Below are 17,051 nucleotides of genomic sequence, written 5' to 3' on the forward strand. Positions count from 1 at the left end.
ATTATATATTGGCACTATATCCAAGCATAACGTGCCCGAGTACCGGAAAGTGCAGGTAACAGGAGGAAACAGCTTCGTCGTTTCTCTGCCCAAGACATGGGTCAAAGACGTAGGGTTAAGGCCGAAAGATGCTGTCGCGATAATGATCCAAGCTGACTCTTCGCTTCTTATCATCCCAAAGAAAGATTTGAGAGAGTCCGAGAAGACCGAGGCAATCATCGAGGTCATCGGGGGTTTCGACAAGGATGCTGTCCTTCGCCACTTCATTTCCTACTACCTGGCCGGATATGATACCATCCGAATCAACCTCGGAAGATCTGACGTTTCGCTGAGGGCGTCGATACGGGAGGGGATACGGAAGAAGCTGGTCGGGGTCGAGATAATCGAGGAGTCGCCCTCGGCCATCCTGACCCAGTGCCTTTCAGGATACGTGGACCTCCCCCTCAAGAAGGCGCTCGAAAGGATGGCGATAATCGCAGCGGGGATGATCACTGACGCGTCTGCGGCCCTGCACAAGGGAGGTTCGGCCCTCGCCCTGGAAGTCGTCCAGAGGGATGATGAAGTGGACAGGTTTTACCATTTCATTCTTAGACAGCTGAACATCGCAGTCAGGGACAGGTCCGTCATCCAGGAGATAGGGCTCAGCTCTGCGAGGGATTGCCTGGGGTACAGGCTGGTCGCCAAGAGCACGGAAAGAGTCGCCGACCATGCGGTTTCCATTGCTGCGCAGTCTGGGTCTCTATCCTCGCTTCCTGAGGGTGCAATCAAGAGGGTTCAAGACATGACCCAAATGTCCAGAAAGGTCTTCGAGGGATCCATCACGGCACTGCTCAGGCTCGACCCCAAGGTCGCTGAGGAATCGATTTCGAGCGGGAAGGAAGTCGTCAGGCTTGAAGAGAAGCTGAGCGGGGAGATTCTCAGCCCCAAGATGACCGGTGCGCAGATGGCTTCGGTGAAGTTGATGCTGGAGAGCATACGAAGAGTGGCCGAATACGGAGCCGACATTTCGGAGGCCGCGCTCGACCTCGCAGTCAAAGAGCCTTAAATCTGATAAAGAAAGCAGGTCCTACTGCTCGGGCAGTTCGCACATCTTTTCCAAGGTATGGAGGAGGGCCAATTCGCCTTCGTCGGTTAGGCGCAGGGTCTCCCTGACCTCATTCCCGTCCAGCTGCGAGACCACGTCCACGAGGTAATCCCTGTGGAGCCCGTCCAACAGCTCTCTGTACTCCGAAGGATTCACTCCCAGAGACAAGCGCAGCTCGCCGCTCGTGAGGGACTTCCTGGCCAGGGCGAGCAAGGCAGCGAAGCTCTGCTTCGGAAGATATCTGTCTTGGCCAAAATCAGGGGCCCCTACCGTCTGAAATTCTTGTTTCATTGGTGGCCAATTAAGGTACTGAGAATAAAGCGGTTCCCGAAATGGAATCTATTGCCTATGCGAAGTATTGGGAGCTGTGGTTTGGCCGCCTAGACGCGCATAAATACTGAGTACACGGCTTCGTCCTCTGTGCCGCCGGCCTCTAATGTTGCACCGCCCAAGGACGACGCAGACTACTTTGGCAGGATGACCAGAGCCATATTCGCGGCAGGTCTCAATTGGAAGATGATTGAGAACAAGTGGCCTAGGTTCACAGAGGCGTTTGGGGCCTTCTCCCCGTCCAAGGTCGCCAGCATGACTGAACGAGACATCGCCAGGTTGATGAAGGACGAAGGGATAGTCAGAAATGAGAAGAAGATCAGGGCGACTTTGCACAACGCAGGAGAGTTCGTTCGGGTGGGAAAGGAGTTCGGGTCGTTCAAAGAGTACCTCCAGTCCTTCGGAAGGGACGAGCAGAAATTGCAGGAGGACATTCAGGAAAGGTTCCATCACCTAGGACCATCTTCTGCCAGAATGTTCCTTTGGCTTGTAGGGCACAAGCTCACGCCAAACGCTGAGGAGAAGGCGTGGATGGCAGGGCACCACTAGTCAAAGTAGGCTTTTTTCCCCATTCAAGAGAATTCTTCCGGTTTGGCGGGACGAGTTTTCCAGATATTCGTTCAAAGCTACTGTATTATCTTGGATGCCGCATTTGAACCGCCTGGAGGGGGTGAAAAGAGTGAACCAAGAAGACGCATACAGCATAGCCCGCGCCCTCCTTCTCATCGGAGGCATAGCGGAGAGCAAAAGCCCCCTGCTTTGTCTGTCAAGAACCCCCAACCGTTTTTCTTTGTTCATTCACGCAGCGGTCGGACTAGGGTCTAAAGCCCCATCATTTGCGCGACGGGCTTGGAGAGGTCCCCGAGGACCTTGAGCCTGTCGTGGATGAAACTTGCGCTTAGCCCCTTGTCTCCCTTCTCTCCGGGCCTTCCTTCAGTAAGCTTCTTGACAAGTGCCTTGTACCTAGGACCCCACACTTCGAACACGACCTGTAGCACTCTGTAGCAGTCTACATTCTCCACGGGTTGCTCCCCGTCAAGGGTAAGCCTGAGAAGAGCCACCTTCTTCTGGGCCAGATCGGCCAGCTCCTTCGCGAGCTCTTCGGTCGCCTTCTTAATCGAATCCAAGTCAACGTAGGAACTGAGTGATGGGTCGTTCATCACATTGACAGTGTGCGCCTCGTCGGTGTACTCGAGGCCGACGAAACCATGGTCGTCCGAGCCCGAAGTCACTATCTTCATTCTTCCGCCGTTTCCCGCCCGCTGGAAGTTTGCTCGAATCCTCCCTCCCGTGGTCTCCGCGTCGGCCAACACGTACTGGTCGAGCCTCTCGAAACCGGGGACCCTATTCTTCAGGAGGGTTCTGGAGAACCTGACCGGCACCTTGAGTTCGTACCCGAGACGCGAAAGCATCAGCTCCTCGTGAAAGAGGCGAGAATTCTGCGCGGCAAGCCCGAAATCGTACTTCATACCTCCTTCACACTCGTATCTTGAACGGGCTTCGTAGACGCCGTTCGCGAGCCTGACTGAGACAGCGGTTTCAATGATGGGGAGGGGGTCTTCAGCGAGATATGCTTCGAGGCTCTTGGTCGCCTTGTCCTTCTCACCGGCGGCGGTCCTCCTCAGTTCAGCCAGCTCCTCCTTGGCCCGCCGCCTCAGCTTCTCTCCTGCCTGCTCCTTGGCCGTGAAGAGGAACTCGGAGAGCTGCCTGGAGAGCTCTTTGAGAGGCAGTTCAGGGTCGTTCTTGAAAGAGGAGACCAGATTGAAGATCTCCTCGGTCTGGGACTCTAGTTTGTTCAGCCCGGCCTCGAGGTTCGCCTCAGCCTTCTGGGCGGCTTCCTCGAGCTCCTTGGCGTGCTCGCTGTATCGCACCGCGTCGAAAAGATGAGTGACAGTCTGCCTCAGCGAACCAGAGGCATCCAACCGTTTCCGAACCGGCCTCACCTGCTATAACCGTTTTCCTGAATGTGTGGGGACGGAGCCAAGGGTGAAATAGAAGTTGCAACCACGATAGTAGCCCGTATTGAGCGCTGACGATGAGAAAGCGGAGGAGCTGTTCGACAAGCTGATACTCGACGTCAAAGCCCTTGTCCTGCTTCACGGGTCTGACAGCGACCTGAGGACCAAGCTTCAGCATGAGCTAGCCGATTCGCATGACGACAGCCTCAAGAAGTTCGTCGAGTCCCTCCAGTCGGGGAAGAGACCCGGGACAGGCAGATTGGTGGTCATCGCAGCGGGAGAGTTAATCCTCGCCTCTCTCCTGGTTCTGGCTGGAACGGTGACGCTTATTCCTGTAATGGCAGGCATAACTACGCCCCAGGGGCTGATAAGCTACTTCGCGGGCCAAGTCTACAGCTCATTGGCAGGTTCACCATTCTACCCATACACTGGTCTGATCGAGTTTGCCCTAGGGGCGCTGCTGGTCCTTTCAGCGTTTTACACGCTGCGCCAAGCGGCGCTTAGCCTGAAGGAGGTGGGTCTGACAACAAAGACTGGTGAGCGATAGCGGCCCGGCCTAGTCCCAGAATCAAACTGGCAGCTCTGATCATGAAGACGGTCGCCCTGGGAGTGGGGGTCGTCCTTACCATCGCTGGCCTGGGGTATGCCTATGATGAGCTGACCCGGCTCTCAGGCAAGGCAGCCTTGGGCGCGGGGGACGTCGTCGCGATAGTCGCGATCGCCGCATTGGTCTTCTCAGGAACGGCGTTGATAGCGCAGCTGCCTGACTCCCTCAGGGCGAGATTTAGAAGGCTGCCGGTTGTGATCAGGAGAAGGCCGGTGTATGGGTTCGGCACGATGCTCGCGGTGGGAGTGGGCGCCACGCTGGGCTCACCTCTCTTCATTCTGATCCCTCTGAACGTGGAGCAGTACGAGGTCGTCTCCTTGCTTTCCCTGCTACTGGCCACCTTGCTTTCGGTGGGGATGGCAAAGGTCTACGCTGACATGTACAGGGAATCTAGGGAGCTCGGCCTTGAAAGCGTAGGCGGGCCGTCTTTCACAAAGCTGGCCTGGGGGAGCAGGAGCGCCAGGTACTTCATTTCAAGGCTCTCGATGTGGGTGGCGAACACGGCCCTTGCGGCGTATACGAAGATCGTTTTTCTGGTTTTTGACTTCGATTTCATGCCGCCGATTCTTAGAACGGCCGGCGTTTCGCCCACTATTGCAACGGGCGCTACCTATGTAATCGCAGGGCTTTTCATCGCCTGGACCCTAATCAACGTACTCTTCGAACAGCGCTACCTCCGCGCACTCGGTGTCATCCAGATTGTACTGACGGCTGTGCTCCTCTTGCTGCTGAGCTACCATGCTGCGGTCCTGGGTAGCGAGAGCGGCTGGGACCTCTCCGGGCTCCTGAACTTCAGCGGGGGTGGGGACTGGGTCCCGGCACTTGTCGTGAACACCGGCTATCTGTATCTGCTTTTCTTTGGTTTCCAGGAAATCCAGGCCTTGGAACGGGACGCTGTCGGACGCTCCAGTGTCCCAATCGTCTCCTGGATAAAGAGAGGGTTCACTCTCGAGAAGACAACCTACCTAGGCGTGGCCATGGTCTTGAGCGTAGTCGTGGCCTCCGCTTTCAACATCCTCTATGGGCTCGCCGTCTTCGCGTCAAGGCCCTCCCTGACGGCGCTTCAAGGCTCGCAGATACCTGCGCTCTACCTGGCGCAGAACGTACTAGGCCCGGGTCAGGAATTGTTGGTGGGCGTTGCCTTCCTCATTGCGACGGTGACCACCTTCGTCCCTGCGTTCCTTGCTGCCGCGCGGCACCTCAGCGCCTTGGGAGAGGACGGATACATGCCAGCTTCAATCGCAAACCTCTCCTGGGTCTTCACCCTCCTGGCAATCTTCCTTCTTGCGATTGCCAACAGGGACTTCCTCGTCAACATTACTGATTTCATGGTGCTGGTAAGCCTCGGGATGATAACGATCTCTGGAATGTGGCTCAGGCAGCGGGCGGGGGCAGGTGGGGTCGGAAGGAGGGGGCTAGCGCTGGTCGTGGGGGCGGGCTGTTTCCTCTTTGGGGGGGCGGTATACTTCATCGACCCCACGGTCGTGGTTTTCGGGTCCGTGGCGGTCATCTTCGCATACCTTGTCTTCGACATAATCGAGCTTGGAAACCTAGGCGCACAGCTCTTCCTGTCTGTTTTCGGCCTGGTCTGCATTGCAGCGCTGGGGTTGTTCAGGCACACCATCTACTTGCGCGGGGTCGTCCTGTCCGCCACGCAGTTGTTCGGACCAGACCCCAACGCTCTGCTGTACTGGGGGCTGTTGGCGGCATCTGTCCTCCTAATAGCCAACGTCCTGCTCGACGTCAAGGTGCTGGAAAGGACTTCGATGACCTAGGACCCTCGCTCGTGGCGGGAAAACCAATGTTTCACAGGTGAAACGACTGCTGCCAGTTCGTCCTTACGAGAATCTGACCTGGAAACTCCTTCTCAACTGTGAGAATCATGTCAGCGAGTTAAATCCGTGCCAGGGAGAAGTGAAGGTGGAAGGAACATTGCAAACGAGCAACTTGCAGAGGACGGAGTCAAAGACCGCAATCGTAGTCTACTACACTCAGTTCGGCAATACTGAGAAGATCGCCAGGTCGCTGACAGCTGGGCTTGACAAGGCCGGCGCGAAGACGACGTGTGTAAGCACAGCTGGTGTGCGGCCCGATTCCTTGAAGGACTTCGATATCATCGTCCTTGGGGCACCCACCCAGGCGTTCAGCGCGGCCAAACCGATGAAGGAGTTCATCGAGAGCCTAGGACGAGTGGAAGGTTTGTCGGGGAAGTCTTTCTTCGCGTTCGATACCAAGTTACCCAGTCACTTCTCCGGGAGCGCAGCGAAGTACATTGAGTCCCAGCTTGAGCGGATGGGCCTCCGGGTCGCGCTTCCTCGCTCTTCCGCAATAGGCAGGGGTGGGGAGTTCAAGCTCGACCAAGGGGAGGAGGAGAGGTTCGAGAAGATCGGCATCGAACTGGGTACCCTGCTGAAAGGAACTGAGTGAAGCGTCGCAGACGGACACAAGACGAATCGGGCCCAGTTGAGATGCCAGAGTCGGGGTCTCTCAGAGCGGTGGCCCGCCTATTCATTCTGGCGATCCAACACGACCCGTGCATCAACCGCCAGGACCGCCTTCGAAGTGACGATCAAGGGGTTGATCTCGACCTGAGCTATGGAAGGGTTCTGGGCGATCATCCTTGAGAACCTAGAAATCAAGGGCAGGAGTCCTCTTGGGTCGGACGAGGTCCGGTGAAGGCCCGCGGTTAGCTTCCGACCCACCCTTGTGTCGTTGACCAAGTTGTTCGCCTCGATTAGATCGAGAGGAGCCAGTGCCACAGAGACGTCCTGAATGAGTTCCGCATTGGAACCTCCCGCTCCGAAAACCACCATCGGCCCAAAGGTGGCATCTCTCTTCCCTCCCAAGAGCAACTCGACATCCCCTTCCACCATCTTCTGAACCAGCATTCCCTCGAAAGGGGTGTCGCGCTTGGCCGCCAGCTTCCTGAGCTTGGAAAACGAACGGGCCATCTCACCTTCGTCTCTGACATTCAGAATGACGGCTCCAGCGCCGGCCTTGTGGAGCATCCCCCGCGAAGCAAGCTTGCATGCGACCGGGAATCCCAGCTTGGACGCCTTCTCAAGTTGAGCCTCGGTTCCGACCAGGACGGACGGCGGCTGCCCTATCCCATATTCTGAAAGAAGGAGACCATTTTGAGTGGCCGCCAGGGGTCCAGTGGCCGACCTCAGGAACCTGACGTTGGCTCTCCTTCCTAGAGGAGGTGGACTCTTGGTGGAAGCGCGCAACCTAGCATAGGTCGACAAAGCTGTCAGGGCCCTCACCGTCCTCTCAGGGGTCGGGAAGCTGGGCATGCCGTGTTTGATGAAATCGGAGTGAACCATCCTTGCGAATTCCGCCCTCCCCATGACGCAGGCGCAGGCGGGCTTGCCGGTGCGGGAGACAGCCTCAGAAACGCGTGCCGCGATGTTTGGTCCTATGGCAGGAGTCTGGTGCGTAGGAAGGACGAGTGCCATGTCGTAGTCCTTCGAGCCAAGGGCCAGCGCCGTCGCTTCTGAGAAATCGTCAGCAGGGACGGTCGCAGTTAGGTCCAGGGGGTTTCCGAGCGAAACATTGGACAAGAACTGGCTCTCCTTGAACCTCCGCCTGATGGTGTGAATCAGGGAGCTCCTCATGGGACTGACCACCAATCCATTCCTCTCTGCTTCGTCTGCAGCTACAGCCCCGACCCCTCCCGCGTTGGTGACGATGACAAGCCTGGTCCCAGGCTTCGAGGAGAGGAGCGAGAATGTGACGCACAAGTCGGCGAGCTCCTGCAGACTTCCCGCTTCAACGACTCCCGCTGCCTTGAACGCCGCTCGGTAGGCATCATAGTCCCCCACGAGGGATGCGGTGTGGGTAAGAGCCGCTCGGGCTCCCGAGGTCGTCTTGCCTAGCTTGAAGACCACTACAGGCTTCCTCGCCGATGCCCTTCTTGCAAGTCGGACGAAGCGCCTGCCGTCCCTGATTCCCTCAAGGTAGACGGCTATCACCTTGGTTTCGTCGTCATCTGCGAAGTAGTCGATAATGTCTTCGACTGAAACGTCCAGCTGATTTCCAGTCCCGACAAGGGCCCTGATTCCAATTCCCTCTGCTGCCAGTTCTTCGGAAACTATCTCGCTCAGGTGCCCACTCTGGGTAATGATCACCACACCTCCCTTGGAAGGCCTTAGGAGAGAGGGCACTTCCCGACCAGACTCCAGCTTCTTGGTGGGTAGGAGGAACGTGGAGTCAACCCCTGAGGTCATGTCGAGTAGACCCATGGTGTTGGGGCCGAGAATCCTCATCCCCGTCCGACGAGCAATCGCGAGCACTTCGGACTCGAGCTCCCTTTTGCCCACCTCTGCGAAGCCCGCGGAGACCATGATGACTGCCTTGACCCCTGACTCAGCTGCTTCTTTGACGAGCTCCAGGGCGCTCGTTGCAGGGACTGCAACCACGAGGAGCTCGGGCGGCTCAGGGACCGCCTTCAGCGTCGGGTAGCATCTCAGGCCTCCCACCTTCCTATGGGCGGGGTTCAGAGGGTAGAGGGATGCTTTGAGGACACCCGCCCTGTGGTTCCTGAGGAGGTTGGAGAAGATAATCGATGCCAGCTTGGACAGGTCGTCGGAGGCACCCGCGACAGCTATCGAAGAAGGTTCGAAGAAGTATTCAACTCCGCGGGTGGTGGAATCTCTCATCTCGGCTTCAGTGGTGACCCCCACCGTCGGCGGGACTAAAAGATAGGCCTGAGAACCGACTGGGACCCCGTCTTCGGGAGGAACGAAGGGGAGGGGGCCGTAGTTGAGATGCTTTCGATTGTACGGGTCAGACCGTCAACGACGTCACGTGGAACCGAAGATCTTGTACCATACCCTTGTTGAGTTCTCCTCGGTCGGAATCAATTCTATTTCGATGACCTCCCCAGAGGTCAGAATGCGCACTTCGCTCACAGAGGCGAGGAACTTATCCTCTGTCTTTCCCTCTGGCGTGATCTCGAACGACTTCAAGAAGACCAGGCCAGCCCTTCTGAGGGTCGCAAGCTTCTTGTAGACCGAGCTGAGAGGGATTGTCGTCTCTTCGGATGTCTGTTGAGTGTTCTTTGGGACATTCCGGATTGCGTGGAGAATCCTCGGAGAATCGAGGTCACCTACCGCTTCGGAGATTCTGGCACGTAGCTCCGGGTCAGTGATCTTCAGTTATTCCACGACCGGCTCAGAGAGCATACGTTCTGGATTGTATTACGTTGGCGTTCAGATCTGACCATCCGGTATGCCTCTTCAGAAGCCCTGGGGCCCTCTTCAAGCACCTCCTGCACCACGAGGCGACCCGTGCCGTAGTTGCGACCGAGTCGCTTTAATTGGTACCTTTAGCCGCCGATGTCCAAGTCCCTTATTCTGAGATGGCGAATAGGAAAGAGAGAACGGAAGTTGGAGTTAGCCGTTCTAGGCCTTCGAGAGGAACCTTTCCCATTCTTCTTCGTCGTCTACTTCGTCCTTGAGAAGGTCTTCGAAGATCTCGTGGGTGACCACGTCCGTAGACCTGTACTTCTGGGACATCTTGCTGTAGAAGCCTATGGCGCAGGCTTCAGCGTGCAGAACATCTCGAACCACCTGCTGGAGGTCTGTCGGGTCCTTCGGCGGCTCCTTGTAGCCACAACCGCACTTTTCAATCAGCTGGGAGGGGTTCATGACCGGACTTCCGCCAAGCTGCATTATTCTCGTGGCAAGCTTGTTTGCATGGCCTAGCTCGTCCAGGGACTGCTCTTCGAGGACTGGCCTGAGGGTGTCAGCGTCCATTCCCTTGATCCATTTGGCCGTGAGCCAGTACTGGTAGTGTGCCAGCCACTCGTCCGAGTAGGCGGTGGTAAGGTCCATAATCACTTCTCTGAGATTCGCTTTGACTATCTCCCGTGCTTTCTTTCCCATTCGATATTACATCTATCATGCGTCAGGTGCCCACTTATCAATGTCAGACACGATTCTCAGGTTTGGTACCATGCAGAGAAGATGAACCTGAGCCTCAGGGCTCTTCTGGTTCGAGACTCTTCCTCGGGCCTGACTATTCGACTAGGCCCTCAATTAGTTGTCAGTCCAGGTAATTGGACCGATCCGAATCCCATCCGAGCTTCGCGAGGCGCCTTGGCCGGGACTTCGCGCTCTAGGTAGGCGCCCCAACCTAGTTGCCGGTGGAAGGACGTGGGGGCCCGGCCAAGTCCCAAGGCCTTTGTGCCTAGATTAGTCGTCTTGACACGTTGCGTCTAATCAGCAGGTAGGATGTGACAATCAGTGCAGTAAGGACTGCGGCAGTCAGTGGTTGAAACGGGAACTCTGGTATTCCTCCCCCTCCCCCGGTCGTCCTTGACGCGGTGCTGGAAGAAGTGGTGCTCGATGGAGTGGATGAAGTGAAGGTGGATGGAGTGGAAGAAGTGGTGGTACTGGCTGAGGTGGTAGGCGACGAAGTGGAAGTGCCCGTCGACGTGGACGTAGTGGCAGCCGAAGAGGATCCATACTGCAGGACCCTGCTATTTGCGGTGTCCGCAACCCAGAGGTATCCGCTCGAGTCGAAGGCGAGGCCATAAGGACCACTAAGTCCCCTCGAAGTGGTCGCGGCGGTGTTACTTGTGAAGTCCGACTGGCCGATTACAATGCTCGCGGCTTCGTCGGTAATGAAAGGGGCATTGTATTCCAGGACCCTGTTGAAGCTCCCGTCCACAACCCAGAGGTTGCCGCCAGAGTCGAACTTGAGGTTAGTAGGATTAAACAGCACCGTCGAACTTGTCGCGGGACCACTGCCTGTGAAGCAACTATCGCAGGCTGTAAAGCTCGACTGGCCGATTACGAGGCTGGCGGCTTCGTGAGTGGAGAACGGCGTCGTGTACTCCATGACCCTGTCGTGACGGAAGTCTGAAACCCAGAGGTTGCCTTTGGTGTCGAATGCGACAGCGTTGGCACCATTCAGCCCCTTCGCAGTGATCGGGAAGTTACTCGTGGTAAAGCTCGACTGGCCGATTACGAGGCTGGCGGCTTCGTGAGTGGAGAACGGCATAGTGTATTCTAGGACCCGGTTGTTAGCCTGGTCCGCGACCCAGAGGTTTCCGCTTGAGTCGAATGCAAGGCCAGTGGGATAGCTCAGCGAGGTTGAATTGGTCGTTGCGAAGTCGCTCGTTGTAAAGCTCGACTGGCCGATGACGAGGCTGGCGGCCTCGTTGGTTGAGAACGGAGTCGTGTACTTCAAGACCCTGCTGTTAAGCTGGTCCACAACCCAAAGGTTTCCGCCTGAGTCGAATGCGAGGCCTTGAGGATTGTTCAGCCCCGTCGAAGTGGTCGCGGAGGCGCTGCTTGTGAAGCTCGACTGGCCGATGACGAGGCTGGCGGCCTCGTGGGTGGAGAATGGAGAGGTGTACTCCAGGACTCTGTTGTTATTGAGATCTGCGACCCATAGGTTGCCGCCCGAGTCGAATACGAGGCCATAAGGAAGGTTCAACTCTGTCGAAGTTGTCGCAATGTTGTTCGTTATGAAGCTCGACTGGCCTATCACGAGGCTCGCCGCCTGACCGTTGGAAATCGCCGAGGCATTCGACACGAAGCCGAGCAGAAAGACGGACAAGAGACCAAGTAGACCTAGCATCGTCGACCTGCGATGAGACAGTTTCACGACTTGCACCTTTAGTATGCTCGGATTGAGTAATAACCTTTGTCGGTACTGGCAAAGAGCCGAAGACAGATATCGGAGAGGCGCCCTGGCCGGGCCTTGTTGGTCTAGGTAGGTCCTCCAACAAATGAAGAACCTAGGTTGAAACCCTGGCGATTCGCGAAACTCGTTAGATTGGGCGAATACAAAGGAAAACTGCAGTACTAGTATGCTTTGCGTAAGTGGGCCGAAAGGGATTCGAACCCTTGACCTCCCGATTATCAGTCGGGTGCTCTAGCCAAGCTGAGCTACCGGCCCACTGACTGCTGGCGCTTCTGAATCGGCTATAATTCCTTTCCAGGTGAGAAGAGGATAAGAATGAACCCCAGGCTGGCCTTCATAGTGGGCCGGTAGTTCAGCGGTACGAACGTCCGCCTTGCACGCGGAAGGTCGGGGGTTCAATTCCCCCCCGGTCCACTTCATCCCTTTGTCAATCGGTTCGCGGCGAATCCGACACAGAGCGGTGAACAGCGGCCAAGGGCTCGGTCGATGCTCGGGGCCAGCCAACTGATATATCAGCCTGGTCTCGGACTTTGGGCGTTGAACCCGCAGGATCAGCTCGTGTCGGATATCATGGTGAAGGCTGTGATGGCCGTGGACCTGGACACTAACGCAAGAGACTGTGCCAAGGCGATGGCGAAACGAGGAGTCAGCTGTGCGGTGATAACCCAGGCTGGAGGAGCGGTCGGAATCGTAACTGAAAGAGACATGATTTCCAAGGTGCTCGCAGACGCGTTCGACCCGACCAAGGTCATGGTGAAGGACATAATGTCCACGCCGCTGATCACAATCTCTCCCAACGCGACCGTCACAGAGGCTGCGGCTGAAATGGCCGAGTACAGGGTGAGGAGGCTCGTAGTGGTTGACAGAAACGGCGCCATGATAGGGATCGTGACAACGGGAGACATCGCGCGATCTCTTGCGGAGAAGCACGGCTACAAGGAAGCGACCTTCAACGCGATGGCCAGGTACAAGGAAGGACTAGAGGGCGGCCCGTACCAGTAGTCAGTCGACGCGGAGTTTGACCCCGCTTCCGCCAGGGGACTTCAGTGGGATCGTCACCTCAAGGACTCCGTTGTTGTAAGAGGACTTCGCGTCCTTCGGATTGACAACCCCCGGCAGCTCCAGCTCCTTGTAGTATCTCCTGCCTTCCTTGTCGACTGAGATGACTAGAGACTTCTCGCTCACGGTCAACTCTATGTCCTCCTTGCTGACGCCTGGCATCTCAGCAATCACCCGGACGTTCTTGTCCGAGCTGATCACGTCGACCAGAGGCTCTCGCCTGTCCTGGACCTCCTTCCAGGGCTTCCCCTCCCCCTTCCTGACGTTGCCAAACTCCCTGACCACCGGTTTGCCGTCGGAGCCGATGGTCACAGAGTACCCGTAGACTATCGGACCGATCTCCTTTCTGACGCTGCCGTCTGCTGACTTCGTCTCCCTGACGAGGTTCTTGGGAAGCTCCTTTTCGAGTTCCTTGAACTGCGCCGAGAACGACTTCTCCATCTCCTTGATCATCTCATCTATGTCCGGGAACGCCCAGGGGCCGAAGGGATACCCCTTGCCCCGCTTCGTTGGCCACTCGCCGTCATTATTATCTTCCAATCTGATCCCCTTGGGTCTTCGAGAGTCCGCTGGAATTTTATTCTTTCGGTCGAGCCGGGGAACTGGTAACTTGACCCTCTTCCAAGGGTCAAACCCTTCCATCTCCAGCGAGCTAACAATTCGGAAGATGACCTGAGGTGGCCGATTTTCATTTCCTCGGCCCGTTGGCTGTATCTTCGGGGGGTCTCCTTTATCTCTGGAAAAAGCGGAGGAATGGCTTCAGTTTGGGTAGACTCGATTGGGCAATTGCCGTAATGGTGGCCGTTGGCCTTCTCTTCCAGTTCCTCACGTTTGAGAACATCGGCCCGTCTCTCTTAGGCTCCTACGGATGGACACGCCAATCCTGAAAGGCCTCCAAGTCTATCACAATTTCATCCGACCCCACGAGGCCTTGAACGGGGACACGCCAGCCGACCGAGCGGGTATCAAAGTCGCGGGGCAGAATAAGTGGCTTGCAATCATCCAGAACGCGGCGCATCAACAGAAGGAGTCGTGACGGTCTTGGGTTTCCAAAGCCAAGCGACGAGGAAGTATATCACGAAGAACACGAGCGCGAGTGTCGATGGTGCACCCACCAGCCAGTCGTTGGCGGAGAGGACATACAGTCGAATCGGGACAATGGCCAAGGTGATGAGGCCAACCACGGCAAACCAAATGAGAACTAATGTCCTTGACTCTCTCACGACATTCGGTCAAACTGCGACCTCATTTAAGCATCTCAAATCAGTTAACAGTGAGAAATCGGAATGACTCCTATCTCCAGACGAGTTACCAGAACACGAGCCGGCCTCGAAAAGTCTTTATTGCGGCCGAAGCGCGCATTTCTCTCCGGACTGAAATGTCTGCTACAATCTACTTCAAGATAACACTGCTTTTCGCAGTGCTGACGGGGCTCCTGATGGCCATAGGGTACGTGGTGGGGTACTACTTCTTCAACGACCCGATCACATTCATGCTGCTGGCGCTGGGGCTCTCGGCGCTCATTAACTTCGTCTCCTACTACTACAGCGATTCCCTGGTACTTAGGATGAGCAAGGCAAAGGTAATCCAAGAGAGCGACAACCCGACTCTCTTCAGGGTCGTCAGGAACGTTTCCCAGAAGGCTGGGATTCCGATGCCGAAGGTGGCGATGCTCGATTCGCCACAGCCCAACGCCTTTGCGACCGGGAGGGGTCCTCAGAGGGCCGTCGTATGCGCCACCTCGAGCATAGTGCAGACCCTGACCCCGGATGAGCTTGAAGCCGTGATAGGGCACGAGATCGGCCATGTGGTCCACCGCGATGTTCTGATGTCGGCCGTAGCAGCCACCATGGCGGGCGCCATCTCATACATCGGAAACATCGCGATGTTTTCGCTCTGGTTCGGAGGTGGGAGCAATAGGAACAGGGGCGGGGGTTCGCCAGTCTTTCTCCTGCTCGCGGTCGTTCTTGTCCCGCTCGGGGCCACGTTCATCCGACTCGGGATAAGCAGGGGGGACGAGTACAGCGCCGACGAATACGGAGCGAAGCTCACCAGGAATCCCAGTGGTCTGATCAACGCCCTCCAGAAGATTACGGCGAAGGCCCAGACCAGGCCCATATCGAGTAACCCGAGCCAGGCACCGTCGCCGGCGATGGCTTCGCTCTGGATTGTGAACCCATTCAGGGGGAGCGCCCTGGTTGAGCTCTTCTCCACCCATCCGTCTATGCCTCACAGGATAGAGAGGCTGAAGAAGGTGGCGCGAGAGATGAACCTGTACATCGCCTAGCCGAGGACCAGCTTAAGGAAAGCCAACAGGGCACCGACTTCAAGGAGTTCGTCCTTCGCGGCCGGAGCCTCGGTCTTCGCCGTTGAGCTCTGCGTCGGAGATGCAAGGGACAGGTTTGGAAACATGCTGTTCGGAAAGAGCGCGGAGCTGTAGGAGGCCAGGGAATGAGGGATGGGTTGTGAGGATGATGGCGTCGCCGTGGGGAGAGGGGCGGTGACCGCAGGCAACGGAAGGGCCTCCGTTACAGGCGTCGGGTGCGGCATTATGCGCCTCGGTTGTTCCTGCGGCCTGGTCGTCGGAGTCTTCATTGGGCCGGGCCTGGGCGAGGAGAGCAGGGCCGGGAAGAGCAGGAAGAAGCCGATGAGGGTCACCGGGTAGAAGCCGAAGGCTATGCCCACGAGTATCAGGAAAACCGAAGCAACGAGCAGATTCCGGTTCATACCTAGCCAATCATCAGCGAGGGTCTCGAAGTATTAAGGATTGAGAAGGATGGTGGGCCAGCCCGGAATTGAACCGGGGACCTTGGCTTGCAGGAGGACTCCTCCCGCACTTCGCCGTGTCAGAGCGATGTCCTGACCAAACTAGACGACTGGCCCTGTTCGCGTTTCGGACGGCCGCTTCAGCCGCCTTTTATCTTTACGCAGGAATTGAGACAGGTCGAAGACCCTGCTATCGCGTTCATCCGTTGACCTGGCGAGCAGGCCCAGTCGCTTCGATTAAATAACCAACCAATGGTCTCCCGAATCAGGGCATGGAAGGGAGTTCAGAGGTACCCGGGTTCTACAAGCTTTCGATGGCTGAGCGGCTCAACGTCGTCAAGAAGATGACTGGGCTGACAGATGAGGAGGCGAGGACGCTCGCAAACACGGGCGGATTGCCAGCGGACATGGCTGACAGGATGATCGAGAACGTCATCGGAGGGCTCACCTACCCAATGGGCATCGCAACCAACTTCAAGATCAACGGGAAGGATTACCTGGTGCCGATGGCGCTGGAGGAGCCGTCAGTTGTTGCCGCGGCGAGCAACGCGGCGAAGATGGCCAGGGTCAAGGGCGGTTTCACGGTAACCAATACTGGGCCCGTGATGATAGGACAGATTCAGGTGGTCGACGTCCCCGAGCCTGAGGAAGCGAGGACTAGGCTTATGGGGCGGAAGGAGGAAGTCCTGAAGAAGGCCAACGAGCAGGACCCGATGCTCGTCTCGCTGGGGGGCGGGGCCAAGGACCTGAACGTGAAGGTCCTCTCGACGATCAAGGGACCGATGGTCGTCGCTGAACTGATAGTCAACACAGGGGACGCGATGGGTGCCAACGCAGTCAACACCATGGCTGAGGCGGTCGCCCCGATGGTCGAAGAAGTCACCGGTGGAAGGGTCTTCCTCAGAATCATCTCAAACCTAGCTGACAGGAGGCTCGTCAGGGCCGCGGCCGTATTCGAGAAGGAGACGATCGGAGGGGAAGACGTTGTGGACGGGGTCGTTTACGCGTACGCATTCGCAGACGCCGACCCCTACAGGTGCGCGACCCACAACAAGGGGATAATGAACGGCGTGGTCGCTGTAGCCATCGCGTGCGGTCAGGACATCAGGGCACTCGAATCGGGGGCGCACAGCTACGCCTCGAGGAGCGGGAAATACAAGCCGCTCACGACCTGGGAGAAGAATGGGGATGGCGACCTGGTCGGGAAGCTCGAAATGCCCATGGCGGTCGGACTGGTCGGGGGGGCGGCGAAGACCCACCCCGCAGCGAGGGCTGCCATTAAGATACTCGGGGTGAAGACGGCCATTGAACTGGCTGAGGTAATGGGGGCGGTGGGGCTCGCCCAGAACTTCGCAGCCCTCAGGGCCCTGGCGACCGAGGGGATTCAGAGGGGTCACATGCGGCTTCATGCCCGCAATATCGCTGTGTCTGCGGGGGCGACCGGCGGGATGATAGACGAAGTCGCAGGCAGGATGGTTCAGGAAAAGAGGATCCGGTTCGACAGGGCGAAGGAGCTGGTCGAAGAGCTTTCTCGGACCAAGCGACCTGGCAACTGAAGTCGTCCGCAAATTCCTATAAGCTGTCGTCGGGCGGT

17 protein-coding genes and 3 tRNA genes are annotated in these 17,051 nt (G+C 57.2%); 9 read left to right on the forward strand and 11 right to left on the reverse strand.

Going from position 1 to position 17,051, the window contains the following annotated elements; all coding sequences use genetic code 11:
• Positions 1-31 precede the first annotated feature (31 nt).
• The gene (locus OK438_02705) at positions 32-1,045 is read left to right on the forward strand and encodes a phosphate uptake regulator PhoU (protein MDA4124353.1); all 1,014 of its coding nucleotides are present in this window, start codon (positions 32-34) and stop codon (positions 1,043-1,045) included.
• 21 nt (positions 1,046-1,066) lie between these two features.
• Here OK438_02705 and OK438_02710 read toward each other — a convergent pair whose 3' ends face one another.
• Complete coding sequence (locus tag OK438_02710) at positions 1,067-1,375, reverse strand: hypothetical protein (protein ID MDA4124354.1); 309 nt, start codon at positions 1,373-1,375, stop codon at positions 1,067-1,069.
• A gap of 129 nt (positions 1,376-1,504) precedes the next feature.
• On the opposite strand from OK438_02710, the gene OK438_02715 reads away from it, so the two are divergent.
• Entirely contained in the window at positions 1,505-1,963 is a 459-nt protein-coding gene (locus OK438_02715; protein ID MDA4124355.1) for a DNA-3-methyladenine glycosylase I, read from the forward strand.
• A gap of 272 nt (positions 1,964-2,235) precedes the next feature.
• Here OK438_02715 and OK438_02720 read toward each other — a convergent pair whose 3' ends face one another.
• Positions 2,236-3,336: a hypothetical protein gene (locus OK438_02720; GenBank protein ID MDA4124356.1), complete on the reverse strand. Its 1,101-nt coding sequence runs from the start codon at positions 3,334-3,336 to the stop codon at positions 2,236-2,238.
• Between the two features lie 100 nt (positions 3,337-3,436).
• On the opposite strand from OK438_02720, the gene OK438_02725 reads away from it, so the two are divergent.
• The 3 genes from OK438_02725 (at position 3,437) to OK438_02735 (ending at position 6,406) form a co-directional block, all read left to right on the forward strand.
• Positions 3,437-3,919, forward strand: a complete 483-nt coding sequence (locus tag OK438_02725; GenBank protein ID MDA4124357.1) for a hypothetical protein — start codon at positions 3,437-3,439, stop codon at positions 3,917-3,919.
• A gap of 41 nt (positions 3,920-3,960) precedes the next feature.
• The gene (locus tag OK438_02730) at positions 3,961-5,754 is read left to right on the forward strand and encodes a hypothetical protein (GenBank protein MDA4124358.1); all 1,794 of its coding nucleotides are present in this window, start codon (positions 3,961-3,963) and stop codon (positions 5,752-5,754) included.
• A 157-nt stretch (positions 5,755-5,911) separates the two neighbouring features.
• On the forward strand, positions 5,912-6,406 hold the full coding sequence (locus OK438_02735) for a flavodoxin family protein (GenBank protein MDA4124359.1): 495 nt from the start codon (positions 5,912-5,914) through the stop codon (positions 6,404-6,406).
• Between the two features lie 77 nt (positions 6,407-6,483).
• On the opposite strand, the gene OK438_02740 is transcribed toward OK438_02735, so the two are convergent.
• The 5 genes from OK438_02740 to OK438_02760 all read right to left on the reverse strand — a co-directional run bounded on the left by OK438_02740 (position 6,484) and on the right by OK438_02760 (position 11,887).
• Positions 6,484-8,661, reverse strand: coding sequence for an acetate--CoA ligase family protein (locus OK438_02740; GenBank protein MDA4124360.1), 2,178 nt, complete (start codon positions 8,659-8,661; stop codon positions 6,484-6,486).
• Positions 8,662-8,781: 120 nt separating this feature from the next.
• Positions 8,782-8,946, reverse strand: a complete 165-nt coding sequence (locus OK438_02745; GenBank protein ID MDA4124361.1) for a hypothetical protein — start codon at positions 8,944-8,946, stop codon at positions 8,782-8,784.
• Between the two features lie 435 nt (positions 8,947-9,381).
• On the reverse strand, positions 9,382-9,864 hold the full coding sequence (locus OK438_02750; protein MDA4124362.1) for a ferritin-like domain-containing protein: 483 nt from the start codon (positions 9,862-9,864) through the stop codon (positions 9,382-9,384).
• A gap of 304 nt (positions 9,865-10,168) precedes the next feature.
• Positions 10,169-11,593, reverse strand: a complete 1,425-nt coding sequence (locus tag OK438_02755) for an NHL repeat-containing protein (GenBank protein ID MDA4124363.1) — start codon at positions 11,591-11,593, stop codon at positions 10,169-10,171.
• Positions 11,594-11,812: 219 nt separating this feature from the next.
• A tRNA-Ile gene (locus OK438_02760) sits at positions 11,813-11,887 on the reverse strand.
• A gap of 86 nt (positions 11,888-11,973) precedes the next feature.
• Between OK438_02760 and OK438_02765 the strand changes: the two genes are divergently transcribed.
• Positions 11,974-12,046 (forward strand) — tRNA-Ala (locus OK438_02765).
• Positions 12,047-12,169: 123 nt separating this feature from the next.
• Positions 12,170-12,634, forward strand: a complete 465-nt coding sequence (locus OK438_02770) for a CBS domain-containing protein (protein ID MDA4124364.1) — start codon at positions 12,170-12,172, stop codon at positions 12,632-12,634.
• Here the strand turns inward: OK438_02770 and OK438_02775 are convergent, their stop codons facing one another.
• Positions 12,635-13,231: an Hsp20/alpha crystallin family protein gene (locus OK438_02775; GenBank protein MDA4124365.1), complete on the reverse strand. Its 597-nt coding sequence runs from the start codon at positions 13,229-13,231 to the stop codon at positions 12,635-12,637.
• Between the two features lie 458 nt (positions 13,232-13,689).
• The gene (locus OK438_02780; protein ID MDA4124366.1) at positions 13,690-13,914 is read right to left on the reverse strand and encodes a hypothetical protein; all 225 of its coding nucleotides are present in this window, start codon (positions 13,912-13,914) and stop codon (positions 13,690-13,692) included.
• Positions 13,915-14,069: 155 nt separating this feature from the next.
• Between OK438_02780 and OK438_02785 the strand changes: the two genes are divergently transcribed.
• Entirely contained in the window at positions 14,070-14,978 is a 909-nt protein-coding gene (locus OK438_02785) for a M48 family metalloprotease (GenBank protein ID MDA4124367.1), read from the forward strand.
• Here OK438_02785 and OK438_02790 read toward each other — a convergent pair.
• Complete coding sequence (locus tag OK438_02790) at positions 14,975-15,418, reverse strand: hypothetical protein (protein MDA4124368.1); 444 nt, start codon at positions 15,416-15,418, stop codon at positions 14,975-14,977. The two genes, OK438_02785 and OK438_02790, sit on opposite strands and share 4 nt — an antisense overlap.
• A gap of 50 nt (positions 15,419-15,468) precedes the next feature.
• Positions 15,469-15,574: transfer RNA gene (locus OK438_02795), tRNA-Val, on the reverse strand.
• 155 nt (positions 15,575-15,729) lie between these two features.
• Here OK438_02795 and OK438_02800 point away from each other — a divergent pair.
• Positions 15,730-17,013: a hydroxymethylglutaryl-CoA reductase, degradative gene (locus tag OK438_02800; protein ID MDA4124369.1), complete on the forward strand. Its 1,284-nt coding sequence runs from the start codon at positions 15,730-15,732 to the stop codon at positions 17,011-17,013.
• Positions 17,014-17,051 lie beyond the last annotated feature (38 nt).

The sequence above is a fragment of the Nitrososphaerota archaeon genome, assembly GCA_027887005.1.
Classification (GTDB): Archaea; Thermoproteota; Nitrososphaeria; order Nitrososphaerales; family Gagatemarchaeaceae; genus UBA183.